General features: G+C 49.9%; 14 protein-coding genes. 13 read left to right on the forward strand and 1 reads right to left on the reverse strand.

Annotated features, from left to right (window positions below; translation table 11 throughout):
- The first annotated feature begins 12 nt into the window (after nucleotides 1-12).
- The 13 genes from uvrA (at nucleotide 13) to hisIE (ending at nucleotide 12,270) form a co-directional block, all read left to right on the forward strand.
- A complete protein-coding gene (gene uvrA / locus M3630_RS15780) occupies nucleotides 13-2,880 on the forward strand; it encodes an excinuclease ABC subunit UvrA (RefSeq protein WP_173612233.1) in 2,868 nt (955 codons plus the stop codon).
- Between the two features lie 66 nt (nucleotides 2,881-2,946).
- Nucleotides 2,947-3,576, forward strand: coding sequence for an HD domain-containing protein (locus M3630_RS15785; protein WP_173612234.1), 630 nt, complete (start codon nucleotides 2,947-2,949; stop codon nucleotides 3,574-3,576).
- Between the two features lie 39 nt (nucleotides 3,577-3,615).
- A complete protein-coding gene (locus tag M3630_RS15790) occupies nucleotides 3,616-3,984 on the forward strand; it encodes a phage holin family protein (RefSeq protein ID WP_173612235.1) in 369 nt (122 codons plus the stop codon).
- Between the two features lie 155 nt (nucleotides 3,985-4,139).
- Nucleotides 4,140-5,075 carry an HPr(Ser) kinase/phosphatase gene (gene hprK / locus M3630_RS15795; protein WP_106785335.1) on the forward strand — a complete coding sequence of 312 codons (936 nt, stop codon included), beginning with the start codon at nucleotides 4,140-4,142 and terminating at the stop codon, nucleotides 5,073-5,075.
- Between the two features lie 15 nt (nucleotides 5,076-5,090).
- On the forward strand, nucleotides 5,091-5,597 hold the full coding sequence (locus M3630_RS15800; protein ID WP_173612236.1) for an acyltransferase: 507 nt from the start codon (nucleotides 5,091-5,093) through the stop codon (nucleotides 5,595-5,597).
- 181 nt (nucleotides 5,598-5,778) lie between these two features.
- Nucleotides 5,779-6,954 carry an ATP phosphoribosyltransferase regulatory subunit gene (locus M3630_RS15805; protein ID WP_251252693.1) on the forward strand — a complete coding sequence of 392 codons (1,176 nt, stop codon included), beginning with the start codon at nucleotides 5,779-5,781 and terminating at the stop codon, nucleotides 6,952-6,954.
- A 3-nt stretch (nucleotides 6,955-6,957) separates the two neighbouring features.
- The gene (hisG, locus tag M3630_RS15810; protein ID WP_173612238.1) at nucleotides 6,958-7,605 is read left to right on the forward strand and encodes an ATP phosphoribosyltransferase; all 648 of its coding nucleotides are present in this window, start codon (nucleotides 6,958-6,960) and stop codon (nucleotides 7,603-7,605) included.
- Nucleotides 7,606-7,624: 19 nt separating this feature from the next.
- Entirely contained in the window at nucleotides 7,625-8,923 is a 1,299-nt protein-coding gene (gene hisD / locus M3630_RS15815) for a histidinol dehydrogenase (RefSeq protein ID WP_251252694.1), read from the forward strand.
- The gene (hisB, locus tag M3630_RS15820; RefSeq protein ID WP_251252695.1) at nucleotides 8,920-9,519 is read left to right on the forward strand and encodes an imidazoleglycerol-phosphate dehydratase HisB; all 600 of its coding nucleotides are present in this window, start codon (nucleotides 8,920-8,922) and stop codon (nucleotides 9,517-9,519) included. Before hisD ends, hisB begins: the two co-directional genes overlap by 4 nt.
- Nucleotide 9,520: 1 nt before the next feature.
- Entirely contained in the window at nucleotides 9,521-10,135 is a 615-nt protein-coding gene (gene hisH, locus M3630_RS15825; RefSeq protein WP_251252696.1) for an imidazole glycerol phosphate synthase subunit HisH, read from the forward strand.
- Nucleotides 10,132-10,881, forward strand: a complete 750-nt coding sequence (hisA, locus tag M3630_RS15830) for a 1-(5-phosphoribosyl)-5-[(5-phosphoribosylamino)methylideneamino]imidazole-4-carboxamide isomerase (RefSeq protein WP_251252697.1) — start codon at nucleotides 10,132-10,134, stop codon at nucleotides 10,879-10,881. Before hisH ends, hisA begins: the two co-directional genes overlap by 4 nt.
- Nucleotides 10,871-11,629 carry an imidazole glycerol phosphate synthase subunit HisF gene (gene hisF, locus M3630_RS15835; protein WP_173612242.1) on the forward strand — a complete coding sequence of 253 codons (759 nt, stop codon included), beginning with the start codon at nucleotides 10,871-10,873 and terminating at the stop codon, nucleotides 11,627-11,629. The genes hisA and hisF overlap by 11 nt, the downstream gene beginning before the upstream one ends.
- Nucleotides 11,626-12,270: a bifunctional phosphoribosyl-AMP cyclohydrolase/phosphoribosyl-ATP diphosphatase HisIE gene (gene hisIE, locus M3630_RS15840; protein ID WP_251252698.1), complete on the forward strand. Its 645-nt coding sequence runs from the start codon at nucleotides 11,626-11,628 to the stop codon at nucleotides 12,268-12,270. Before hisF ends, hisIE begins: the two co-directional genes overlap by 4 nt.
- 303 nt (nucleotides 12,271-12,573) lie before the next feature.
- On the opposite strand, the gene M3630_RS15845 is transcribed toward hisIE, so the two are convergent.
- Nucleotides 12,574-12,823 (reverse strand): hypothetical protein (locus tag M3630_RS15845; protein ID WP_251252699.1); only part of this gene is annotated, 250 nt, incomplete at its 5' end.

A 12,823-nucleotide genomic window follows, 5' to 3' on the forward strand; every position in this document is an offset into this window, starting at 1 on the left:
GAGGTTTTTTTCATGCCATTAGAACATATTGTCGTAAAGGGTGCACGTGCCCACAATTTAAAAAATGTTGATGTAGTCATTCCGAGGGACAAATTCGTCGTTCTGACGGGTTTGTCTGGCTCGGGTAAGTCCTCGCTTGCTTTTGACACAATTTACGCAGAGGGGCAACGACGCTATGTCGAGTCTCTGTCTGCATACGCCCGTCAATTTCTCGGGCAGATGGACAAGCCGGACGTGGACTCGATTGAGGGACTTTCCCCTGCGATCTCGATTGACCAGAAAACGACGAGCCGCAACCCTCGTTCCACGGTAGGGACGGTTACGGAAATCTACGACTATTTGCGCCTTTTGTATGCGCGTGTAGGTAGAGCGGTTTGCCCGGAGCATGGTATCGAGATCCAATCCCAGACCATCGAACAAATGGTCGATCGACTGATGGAGTATCCTGAGCGCACGAAAATGCAGATTCTAGCTCCCATGGTGCAAGGTCGCAAGGGAGAGCACGTCAAGCTGTTGGAGGACATCCGCAAGCAAGGCTTTGTCCGTGTGCGGGTCAATGGTGAAATTACCGATTTGTCCGAAGATATCAAGCTGGAAAAGAACAAGAAGCATAACATTGAGGTTGTCGTTGACCGGATCGTTGTGAAGCCGGATGTGCAGGCGCGTCTGGCAGACTCCTTGGAGACGGCACTTCGCTTAGCAGATGGCAAGGTCATCGTCGATGTGATGGAGCAAGAAGAGCTGCTGTTCAGTGAAAAACATGCTTGCCCGGTGTGCGGATTCTCCATCGGAGAGCTGGAGCCGCGGATTTTCTCTTTCAACAGCCCGTTTGGTGCCTGCTCGGAGTGCGACGGATTGGGTGTCAAACTGGAGGTAGACCCGGATATGGTCGTTCCTGATGCGACGAAGACGCTCAATGACGGGGCGATTGGCGCATGGGAGCCGAAGACTTCGACTTACTATCAACAATTATTGGAATCAGCTTGCCGCCACTTTAACATTCGGATGGATGTACCTTATGAAGAGCTTACGGCAGCGCACCGACAAATCTTGATGTACGGTAGTGAAGGCGAAAAAATTCACTTCCGCTATGAGAACGAGTTTGGGCAAGTGCGCGAGGCGGTCGTACCGTTCGAGGGTGTCGTCATCAACCTGCAACGACGTCATCTGGAGACCAGCTCGGATTACATCCGCGAGCAAATCGAAGGCTTCATGAGCCAGAAGGCGTGCCCTGTCTGCAAAGGTCAACGTTTGCGTCAGGAGAGCTTGGCGGTAAAGGTAGGGGAGCGCAGTATTTCCGAGCTGACTACGCTGTCGATTCTCGATGCGCATCAATTTGTCGATGGACTGGAACTGACAGAGCGGGAAACAAAGATCGCGAACCTGATCGTAAAAGAAATCAAGGCACGACTGAACTTCTTGATTGATGTCGGACTGGATTACTTGACGCTGAGCCGTGCGGCGGGAACACTGTCCGGGGGAGAAGCGCAGCGGATTCGACTGGCTACGCAGATCGGTTCTAGTCTGATGGGCGTTCTCTACATTTTGGATGAGCCGAGTATCGGACTGCATCAGCGGGATAACGCGCGTCTGATCAAGACGCTGGAGCATATGACCAAGCTGGGGAATACATTGATCGTCGTCGAGCATGACGAGGATACGATGATGGCCTGCGATTATATTATCGATATTGGACCAGGAGCTGGCATACATGGCGGTCAGATCGTAGCGGCAGGGACTCCGGAAGAAGTCATGAAGGACCCTAACTCTTTGACGGGTGCCTATTTGAGCGGACGCAAATTCATCCCTGTTCCGATGGAGCGTCGCAAGCCTTCGGACAAATGGATCAAGATTGAGGGCGCGAAGGAAAACAACCTGAAAAACGTCACTGCGAAGCTCCCTCTAGGCGTTTTTGTTGCCGTAACAGGTGTATCTGGCTCAGGAAAAAGTACGCTGATCAATGAAATTTTGCAAAAGACACTGGCTCGCGACTTAAATAAGGCAAAGGTGAAGCCTGGGGAGCATCGCCGCATCCTGGGACTAGAGCATCTGGATAAGGTGATCGACATCGACCAATCTCCAATTGGACGTACACCACGTTCCAATCCGGCGACATATACAGGTGTCTTTGACGATATTCGCGACCTGTTTGCTTCCACTAATGAAGCCAAAGTGCGCGGCTATAAAAAAGGTCGCTTCAGCTTTAACGTCAAGGGCGGCCGTTGTGAAGCATGCAGCGGTGACGGGATTATTAAAATCGAGATGCACTTTTTGCCGGATGTGTATGTGCCTTGCGAAGTTTGCCACGGCAAGCGTTACAACCGCGAGACGCTTGATGTGAAGTACAAAGGCAAGAGCATTGCGGATGTTTTGGAAATGACGATCGAGGATGGGGTAGAATTTTTCCGCAATCTGCCGAAGATCGAGCGCAAGCTGCAGACCATCGTAGACGTGGGGCTGGGATATATGAAGCTTGGGCAGCCTGCTACCACGCTCTCTGGCGGGGAAGCACAACGCGTCAAGCTAGCCTCTGAGCTATATCGACGCAGCACAGGACGTACCCTGTACATCTTGGATGAACCGACAACCGGTCTGCATACAGACGATATCGATCGTTTGCTAAAAGTACTGCAACGATTGGTGGATAACGGCGATACAGTGCTGGTCATCGAGCATAATCTGGATGTCATCAAAACGGTTGATTACATCGTAGATTTGGGGCCTGAGGGTGGTACCCGTGGCGGAGAAATTGTCGGTACGGGAACACCGGAAGAAGTGGCAAAAATGGAAGGCTCTTATACGGGTATCTATTTGAAGCCGATTTTGGAACGCGATAGAGAACGGACGAATGCCAAGCTAGAACAATTCGTTGCGAAGTAATCGAGAGGCTGCCTCCCTGAATCAGGGGGGCATCTTTGCTTGGTGAACGCAAAGGGGGAGGAAAAGATGGATTACGTGAAAGATTCTCTTGCCGCACTGCCTGCCGATCTGGTGGCAGAAGCACAGAAGCGCTTTGATGGACAAGATCCTGCACATGATTGGCAGCATAATTTGCGTGTGATGGCGATGTGTGAGCGGATTGGTAGCGAGGAAGGAGCGGATATGGAAGTGCTGCGCCTCGCTGCTTTGCTGCATGACATCGGGAGAGCAGAAGAACGGCAAACAGGAGAGTGCCATGCCGAAATTAGCGCAAGACTAGCAGGGGAATGGCTCTCCGAGCGCGGTATGACGGAAGCATTCATCTCGCGTGTACAGTCTGCAATTCTCGCCCATCGTTTTCGTAAAGAACGTCCTCCACATACCTTGGAAGAAAAGGTCTTGTTTGATGCAGACAAGCTGGATTCGATTGGGGCTATTGGAGTAGCTCGGGTTTTTGCTTATACTGGGGTTATTGGGCAACCCATACAATCGGATGACCCAAATCAGCATACACCTTATAAGGAATACACTTGGAAGCTGCAGCGCATCAAAGACAAGCTTTTCACCCAGACTGCCCAGAAAATCGCCGAAGACAGGCATCGATTCATGACAACGTTTTTTGAGCAATGGGAATGGGAAGTAACGGGGATTCGTTAATCGTTGCGCGAAGGCTAGACTGTACAGGGGGAATGCACCATGAGCCGTTGGATAATCAAAATGCTTTTAAATGGGGCTGCGCTGCTTCTGATCAGCAATTGGTTCCATTCCATTTATGTCGCGAATTTCACAGTAGCATTATGGGCTACGTTGATTTTGGGGATGGTGAACACAGTGATTCGGCCGATTCTGCTGTTTTTTACTTTTCCCTTGCAAGTATTGACGATCGGCTTGTTCTGGTTTGTCATTAATGCCGTGACGTTTGCGTTGACTGCCTACTTTATTGATGGATTTGAAGTGGGGCCATGGCCTGACAACATTGGCACTGTCATCGTGGCAGCAGCACTGATGAGTATTTTTGGCTACCTCATTGAGGTTGTGGTAGGGATGAAAAGAGAAAAGAGGTAGTATGTGCGAAAAAGCCCCGTATTCTCTCAAACGAGTCGCGGGGTTTTTGCCTAATAAGGATGCTCGGCCTTATTAGGTTGTCGTAAGCACAGAGGTTTCGATACAATAGAGACACAACCATAGGGACGGAAAATCCCATGTGAGGGGGAAGCTTCATGCGTAAGACGAATGTGAGCCATTTAGTGGACCATTTCAATATGACGATCTTGAGTGGGGAAGAGGGCTTGGGGCGTGAGATTACCGTTACGGATTTGAGTCGTCCGGGCCTGCAGTTAGCCGGTTACTATTCGTATTATGCGCAAGAGCGGATTCAATTGTTCGGCTTGACGGAAATCAACTTTTTTCAAACGCTGACTCCAGAGGAACGGCTGGAACGGATGAATTTTCTCATGCAAAGTCAGGTTCCCTGCTTCTGTGTGACCCGTAATCAAATGGTGCCGGAAGAGATGATTGACGTTTCCAATCGGTTGGGGGTACCTGTACTTCAGTCCCCGCTGGCAACGACTACGCTAGTCGGGAAAGTAACCAACTTCCTGGAGAATCGTCTTGCACCAACGACGACGATACATGGGGTACTCACAGACATTTACGGGGTCGGCGTTTTGATTATGGGATCGAGCGGGATCGGGAAGAGTGAGGCTGCACTTGAGCTAGTAAAGCGCGGACACCGACTCGTAGCAGATGACGCAGTAGAGATTAAGCAGACACAGGGCGGGCAGCTAAGCGGTAGCGCCCCTGAGCTAATTCAGCATCTTTTGGAGATCCGCGGCGTGGGAATTATCAACATTATGACGATGTTTGGGGCAGGTGCTGTGCGCAATGTGAAAAACATCGAGATGGTTGTTCAGCTAGAGCTGTGGGAGCCTCATAAAATGTACGAGCGGTTGGGGCTCGATGAGGAAACATTGAAGATCATGGATACCGAAATTCCGATTATTACCGTTCCTGTTCGACCAGGACGAAATTTGGCAGTCATCATTGAGGTTGCAGCGATGAATTTCCGTTTGAAACGGATGGGTTACAACGCAGCGATGCACTTCACACGGAAACAGTCGAATGCCATTTTAGAAGATGCCGATTCTGACTTGTAGGAGAAAGAGACGCATATGAGGAAGACAACACGTTATCCCGTAAATGGGGTAAACCCGCTTTGGCACATGTATCGAACGGTAAGCTTCTGGAAAGTCATGAAAAATTTTATTGTCATCCAACTCTCCAGGTATACGCCGATCGTTTCGTGGAAGAACTGGATGTACCGCACATTTTTGCGTATGGAAGTAGGACAGCATAGTGCGGTTGCGTTGATGGTGATGATGGATATCATGTTTCCCGAGAAAATCAAGATCGGTCGTAATTGCGTGATCGGGTACAATACGACCATACTTGCCCATGAATATTTAATTGATGAATACCGTTTGGGAGAAGTGATTATTGAAGATGCTGTCCTGGTGGGGGCCAACACTACCATTTTGCCGGGAGTAACGATTGGCAAAGGGGCCATTGTCGCCGCGGGAACGGTTGTTCATAAAGATGTCCCGCCTGGCGCCTTTGTAGGTGGGAATCCCATGCAACTCATTCGAACGAAAGCTTCAGAGGAAGAAGAAGGCATGTAGCGTCTCTTCCCTTGTGATCAGCCGTCAGGTGTTTATCCTGGCGGTTTTTTGTTTTGTGTTAAATTTTCCGACTATTCTTATCTTGGTTGACCTAAGATTCTCGACGTGGTAATCTTCTTCATAACACTTTAGTTTGTTACCATATTAGCATAGTAAAGCGAATGTGATGGAGGGAACAAGGATGGCAAAACCCTTGGGATTCGAAAAGCCGCTCGGGATGCGGGACATACTCCCGGAATCGCTGGCGAAACAACGGCACTTGGAGCGGGAGCTGCGGCAGTGTATCGAGAGGTGGGGCTATGACGAAATTTCCACGCCCTCTCTGGAATACTTCGATACGGTAGGAGCAGCAAGTGCGACACTGACAGACCGGATGTTTCGCCTCCTGGATAAACAAGGTCACACGGTAGTCCTGCGTCCGGATATGACAACGCCAATTGCAAGGGTTGTTTCCTCCCTTTATAAAGATGTTCCATTGCCAATACGGTTGTATTACCAGGCAAATGTGTTTCGGGCACAAGAAAAGGAAGCGGGGCGGAATGCAGAGTTTTCTCAAACCGGGATTGAACTGATCGGAGATACGTCTGTCGATGCGGATGCGGAAGCCATTGCACTTGCTGTCTTTTGCTTGCGGGCAGCGGGTGTGGAAACGTTTCGTATTGCCATTGGGCATGTCGATTTCGTAGACGGTCTTTTGGAGGAGGAGATTGAGGATGAGCCTATTCGCAATCAATTCCGCCAGTTTTTGTACGAGCGGGACTTCGTTGGCTTCCGGCAATTACTTGCGACAGTAGACATTCCGACAGAGGCAAAAAGCCGATTGGAAGCCTTGCTACGATTGCAAGGGGGAAAAGGGAAAATCGAGGTAGCCCGTGATTTGGCAGGCAACGGAAAAGCAGGGAAGGCAGTCGAGACGATTGCTTCCTTGTGGGAATCGTTAGAAGCCTACGGGGTGACGGAAGATTTGTTGATCGATTTCAATCTGATCATCAATTTGAACTACTATACAGGGGTCGTTTTTGAAGGATACGCGGCAGACTTGGGCTCCCCGCTGTTGGGCGGAGGACGCTACGATCAATTGCTCTCCCAATTTGGGCGGGCTGCATCCGCCACAGGCTTTGCGATCAAGATGGATCGGCTACTTCAGGTCACTCCTTCCGTAAAAAGGCAAGCACCTGCGCGCGTATTGCTCGTTTACACGGAAGATTGCCGCAGCGCCGCTTTGGCAGAGGCACAGCAATTGCGTGAGGACGGGCTCGTAGTAGTGACACGTCTCGTCTCCAAAATAGATGAGAAACAGGTTGGACAAGAAGCGGGATTTACCAAAGTCATTTGCATAACACAACAGGAGGAGTAGGAGATGGCACTCACGAGAAACGATCAAAAGCTGACGATCGCCATGCCAAAAGGGCGGATTTTTGAAGAGGCTGTCCACTTCCTCCAACAGGCTGGCTTGCAGGTCACTGCGGATCTACAAGATTCACGCAAACTGATCATCCCTGTGGAAAATGCCAAGCTTGAATTCATTATGGCGAAGCCTACCGATGTTCCTACTTATGTCGAGTATGGGGTGGCTGACGTTGGCGTGGTTGGCAAGGATGTTTTATTGGAAGAAGAACGAGATGTTTACGAGCTGTTAGATTTGCATATCGGCTACTGTCGCATGATGGTAGCGGGTCTGCCAGACTGGAAGCCGACGGAAGCTCCCCGTGTTGCGACGAAATATCCGAAGATTGCGTCACGTTATTTTCGTGAGCGGGGACAGCAGGTTGAGGTAATCAAGCTGAATGGCTCCGTAGAGCTTGCACCGATGATTGGGCTGGCTGATCGTATTGTGGATATTGTTTCGACAGGTAGGACATTGCGGGAAAATGGCTTGGTCGAGCTGGAGAGCATTTGTGAAATTACCACGAGGCTTATTGCAAATCGAGCCAGCTATCGGATGAAAAGTGAAGCAGTGGATGAGATCGCCGGAAAATTTTTAGAGGTCATTCCTCACGGGAACTAGAGAAAAAGGGGAGACAGCTATGCGTATCATGTCAGCCAGTCAGTATGACGGGAAACGATCAGTAGATGCAGGAACGAGAGAACAGCAAGAAGCGGTGAAGGCGATCCTCACCTCTGTTCGCCAGCAAGGGGACGAAGCGCTGCGCTATTATACGGAGCGATTTGATCGTGTGCTACTACAAAACTTCCGTGTGAGCGAGAGCGAGTTTGCTGAAGCAAGTGAGCTCGTGTCTCCACGAGTAAAGGCGGCATTGACGGAAGCAGCCGAAAATATTCGGGCGTTTCATGAGCGGCAAGTGCGTCAGTCCTGGTTTACCACCAAAGAAAGTGGCACATTGCTAGGCCAACTAATACGTCCATTGCAACGCGTAGGTCTGTATGTTCCAGGCGGAACGGCAGCTTATCCTTCCAGTGTTTTGATGAATGCTATCCCTGCCAAAATTGCAGGTGTTCCTGAAGTAGTCATTACAACACCTCCAGGAGCGGATGGGAAAATCAATCCGGCGATACTCGTTGCAGCTCAAATTGCAGGAGTAAGTGAGATATACAAGGTAGGCGGAGCGCAGGCGATTGCGGCATTGACCTATGGGACGGAGCAAATCAAAGCGGTTGATAAAATCGTTGGCCCCGGTAATATTTTCGTGGCGTTGGCGAAGCGAGAAGTTTTCGGATTGGTCAGTATCGACATGGTGGCAGGGCCCAGTGAAATTGCGGTGATCGCAGATGAGACGGCCAACCCGCGTTACGTCGCGGCAGACCTTCTTTCTCAAGCCGAGCATGATCCAATGTCAGCCGCTATATTGGTTACGACTTCGCAAGCGTTGGCGGAGCAGGTATCACAGGAAGTCGAGCGACAGCTTGCCGATCTTCCACGCAAATCAATTGCAGAAGCGGCGATACGCGACTACGGTGTTATTTTACTCGTCGACGATTTGGACGAAGGTTTTGCCGTAATCAACCGCATCGCCCCCGAGCATTTGGAAATCATGATAGCCGAGCCGTTTGAGCGTCTAGGAAAAGTGGAAAATGCAGGTGCAATTTTCCTCGGCCCATACAGCTCGGAGCCAGTCGGAGATTATTTTGCCGGAACCAATCATGTGATTCCTACGAATGGAACGGCGCGTTTTTCCTCGCCATTATCCGTCGATGATTTTATTAAGAAGTCGAGTGTTGTTTCCTACAGCAAACGAGATTTGCGGGAAAATGGACATAAAATTGTAGCGCTGGCAGAGCAGGAAGGGTTGTCTGGACACGGTCGAGCGATCCTTGCGCGATTGCAAGATTTTGAGACAGAAGAGCAGGAGAGTGAAAAGAGATGAGTGAAGGGAAACAACGTGCAGCACAGATCGAACGCAATACGAATGAGACGCAGATCGGGCTTTCTTTTGCTGTAGACGGCGCGGGTGAGAGCAAGCAAAACTCGGGTGTTCCATTTTTAGATCATATGCTTGACCTGTTTACCCGCCATGGACATTTTGACCTGACTGTAAAGGCAAAGGGAGATATCGAAATCGACTATCACCACACGGTGGAGGATATCGGGATTTGTCTTGGGCATGCTCTGCGGGAAGCGTTGGGAGACAAAAAAGGCATCAAGCGTTATGGAAATGCGTTTGTTCCGATGGATGACGCACTCGCGCAGGTCGTCATTGATATCAGTAACCGTCCTCATCTGGAATATCGCGCTACGTACCCTACGAATATGGTTGGTCAATTTCCGACGGAGCTGGTTCATGAATTTTTATGGAAGCTCGCACTGGAGGCGCGGATCAATCTACATGTGATCCTGCACTACGGTCACAATACGCACCACATGATCGAGGCGATTTTCAAAGGGCTGGGTCGTGCACTGGATGAAGCGACGACGATCGATCCTCGTGTCAAAGGGGTCCCGTCAACAAAAGGGGTTTTGTAACATGATCGGGATCATCGATTACGGCATGGGGAATCTGTACAGCCTGAGCAAGGCGTTGGAAAGATTGGGCTATTCGTACGAATTCGTCTCTCAAGCAGAGCGTCTGCAAGAATATAGCGGGTTGATTTTGCCGGGAGTCGGGGCGTTCGGGGATGCTATCGTCAACATACGTGAGCTTGGATTAGAGCAAGCGATCAAGGGATACGCAGCAACAGGTCGCCCGATCTTGGGCATTTGTCTCGGCATGCAGCTTTTATTTGAGAAAAGTGCAGAGCATGGCGAGCATACAGGCTTGGGATTACTTGGTGGTGAGGTCGTTCGTTTTCGCGGGGATTACAAGGTTCCGCACATGGGCTGGAATCAATTGATAATAAAGCAAAAGCAACCGTTACTAAACGGTGTGCAGGATGGCGATTACGTCTATTTTGTCCATTCGTATCATGTCTTGTGCCAGTCTGATGTCTTGCTCGCGACGAGTGACTATCACCAGGAGGTCACAGCCATTGTGAATCGTGACAACGTATACGGTATGCAGTTTCACCCGGAAAAGAGCGGAGAGACAGGAATGCTGCTGCTACGTAATTTTGCCGTTCAATGTGAGGGGGTTTTGACATGAGCTTTATCGTTTATCCGGCGATCGATATTCGCGGGGGCAAGTGTGTTCGACTTTTCCAAGGAGATTACGGTCAAGAGACAGTGTACGCTGATTCACCGCTCGCGATGGCGAAACGATGGGTAGAGCAAGGTGCGTCCTGGGTCCATCTCGTAGATTTGGATGGGGCAAAGGAAGGCAAGCCTGCCAATGCAGCGCTCATCAAGGAGATAGCGCGCTCGATCCCTGTACCCGTGCAGGTTGGAGGCGGCATTCGAACAGAAGAGCAGATTGCGGACTATTTGGAAGCAGGTGTCGCGCGAGTGATCGTCGGGACTGCTGCTATCGAAGATGAGCCTTTTACGAAGCGAATTCTTCAAAACGATGGAGACAAGATTGCGATAGGTCTGGACTGCCGGAATGGGCTGGTGGCTACCAGAGGTTGGTTGACCACGACAGATGTGCAAGCGACGGAGCTTGCCAAGCGGTTGGTTACGTATGGGGCGGAGACGTTTATTTACACCGATATCGCTCGTGATGGCACGATGACAGGACCCAATGTAGAAGAAATTGCAGCCTTGGCGATGGCTACAGGAAAATCGGTGATAGCTTCGGGAGGTGTCAGTCAACTGGACGACTTGTTGGCACTGGCTACCCATGCTTCGGACGGAGTCTCTGGCGCCATTGTTGGCAAAGCACTCTACACGGACGCTTTTACATTGGAAGAGGCGCTCCAGCGTATGGAGGGGCGTGAATCGCATGCTGGCTAAACGAATCATCCCGTGTCTCGATGTAAAAGACGGACGGGTAGTAAAAGGTGTGCAGTTCGTGGGACTGCGCGATGCAGGCGACCCGGTTGAACTGGCAAAAAAGTATAGCGACGAGAGAGCAGACGAGCTGATCTTTCTCGATATTTCTGCGTCACACGAAGGGCGCAAGACGATGGTAGATGTCATCGAAAAAACAGCCGCAAACATTACGATTCCTTTCACGGTTGGTGGCGGCATTAACAGCGTCGACGATATGAAAAGGATTTTGCGTGCAGGTGCGGACAAAATCTCGTTGAATACAGCGGCTGTTTTGCGTCCGGAATTAATCCGTGAGGGAGCGACGGTCTTTGGCTCACAATGTATCGTCGTGGCGATAGACGCAAGAAGTGTCGGGGAAGATCGCTGGGAAGTGTATACCCACGGTGGACGGAATGCGACGGGGAAGGACGTCATCCGCTGGGCGCAGGAAGCAGAAGCGCTCGGAGCGGGCGAAATCCTTTTGACCAGCATGGACGACGATGGAGAAAAGAAAGGCTTTGGACTCGGATTGACCAAGCGGGTATCAGAGGCGGTCGGAATTCCGGTCATTGCTTCTGGTGGAGCGGGCTCGAGGGAGCATTTTTACGATGTGCTGACGCAAGGAAAGGCAGACGCTGCGCTGGCCGCATCCATTTTTCACTATGACGAGACGTCGATACAATCGGTTAAGGAGTATTTGCAAACCAAAGGAGTTGTCGTACGACCATGACAGGAGCAGAAGCATTTGCAGTGGATAAATTGCGTTTTGACGAAAAGGGTTTGATCCCTGTCATCGTGCAGGATGCCGGAAGCAAGACCGTTTTGACGCTTGCCTATATGAATGAAGAATCGCTACAAAAGTCATTGGCTACCAAAGAAACATGGTTTTGGAGTCGTTCTCGACAACAGTTGTGGCACAAGGGTGAGACCTCGGGTCATACACAGCGGATCGTCTCTATGCGGTATGATTGCGACGGAGATGCACTGGTCGTGATGGTCGAGCCGAATGGGCCTGCTTGTCATACGGGAGCATACAGCTGTTTCTCGCAGGAAGTTCTCACCGAGACAGATGATGAGTCAGTACAAGCAGATCGATTTGCGATCTTAAGTGAGCTGGAGGAACTAATTGCTGCGCGGGAGGCAGAGCGCCCGGAAGGCTCCTACACCACCTACTTGTTCGAAAAAGGCGTAGACAAAATCCTGAAAAAGGTTGGGGAAGAGGCTGCCGAGGTCATTATTGCAGCGAAAAATCGAAGTCGTGAGGAGCTGCGATATGAGGCATCTGATCTGATCTTTCACTTGATGGTTCTGTTACGGGAGCAAAAGCTGCCATTAGACGAAGTGTTGACGGAGCTTCAGAGACGTCGTTAACCACTAAAGTAATAACCACCTCTGCTTCCAGAGCGTGGTTTTTTCTTGTTAGAATGATCGGTACCTTACTCGCGAAAGGGGTAGGAACCTATTGATCAAAGGCAATTTAGTAGAATTACGACCATTTACTGCTAAGGACGTGGTGAGACTGTTCCATTGGATATAGTAGAGATATTTAATAGAAAGAGCAGGATGTTTTTCTCGCTCTTTTTCCTTTCGTATCGCGATATTCTAGCTGTTTCTCGTTTTTTGATAAAAAAACTTTTAAAATCACCCTTGATTTAGAGTTTTATATGTGATAGATTATTCCTTGTCGCCAATAACGACGACAAAATACGAGAAAAGAAAACGAGATTCGATAAAAAACTTCTTGACTCGCAAATAGCGAACGTGATAAGATGTAAAACGTTCGACAAAAAATGCTCTTTGAAAACTGAACAGCGAAAGCGTTAATGAGTCTATCATTAAATGATTTGCCAGCTTTGAACCAGTAACAAACTTTATTGGAGAGTTTGATCCTGGCTCAGGACGAACGCTGGCGGCGTGCCTAATA

This window comes from Brevibacillus sp. MER 51, from assembly GCF_023714195.1.
In the GTDB taxonomy this organism is placed as follows: Bacteria; Bacillota; Bacilli; order Brevibacillales; family Brevibacillaceae; genus Brevibacillus.

Bases quoted from the DNA above. Each gene is read 5' to 3' on its own strand.
- hisB (WP_251252695.1), top strand. From the start codon at position 8,920: ATGAGTGAAGGGAAACAACGTGCAGCACAGATCGAACGCAATACGAAT.
- hisF (WP_173612242.1), top strand. From the start codon at position 10,871: ATGCTGGCTAAACGAATCATCCCGTGTCTCGATGTAAAAGACGGACGG.
- M3630_RS15790 (WP_173612235.1), top strand. From the start codon at position 3,616: ATGAGCCGTTGGATAATCAAAATGCTTTTAAATGGGGCTGCGCTGCTT.
- uvrA (WP_173612233.1), top strand. From the start codon at position 13: ATGCCATTAGAACATATTGTCGTAAAGGGTGCACGTGCCCACAATTTA.
- M3630_RS15805 (WP_251252693.1), top strand. From the start codon at position 5,779: ATGGCAAAACCCTTGGGATTCGAAAAGCCGCTCGGGATGCGGGACATA.
- hisIE (WP_251252698.1), top strand. From the start codon at position 11,626: ATGACAGGAGCAGAAGCATTTGCAGTGGATAAATTGCGTTTTGACGAA.
- hisH (WP_251252696.1), top strand. From the start codon at position 9,521: ATGATCGGGATCATCGATTACGGCATGGGGAATCTGTACAGCCTGAGC.
- M3630_RS15800 (WP_173612236.1), top strand. From the start codon at position 5,091: ATGAGGAAGACAACACGTTATCCCGTAAATGGGGTAAACCCGCTTTGG.
- hisG (WP_173612238.1), top strand. From the start codon at position 6,958: ATGGCACTCACGAGAAACGATCAAAAGCTGACGATCGCCATGCCAAAA.
- hisA (WP_251252697.1), top strand. From the start codon at position 10,132: ATGAGCTTTATCGTTTATCCGGCGATCGATATTCGCGGGGGCAAGTGT.
- hisD (WP_251252694.1), top strand. From the start codon at position 7,625: ATGCGTATCATGTCAGCCAGTCAGTATGACGGGAAACGATCAGTAGAT.
- M3630_RS15785 (WP_173612234.1), top strand. From the start codon at position 2,947: ATGGATTACGTGAAAGATTCTCTTGCCGCACTGCCTGCCGATCTGGTG.
- hprK (WP_106785335.1), top strand. From the start codon at position 4,140: ATGCGTAAGACGAATGTGAGCCATTTAGTGGACCATTTCAATATGACG.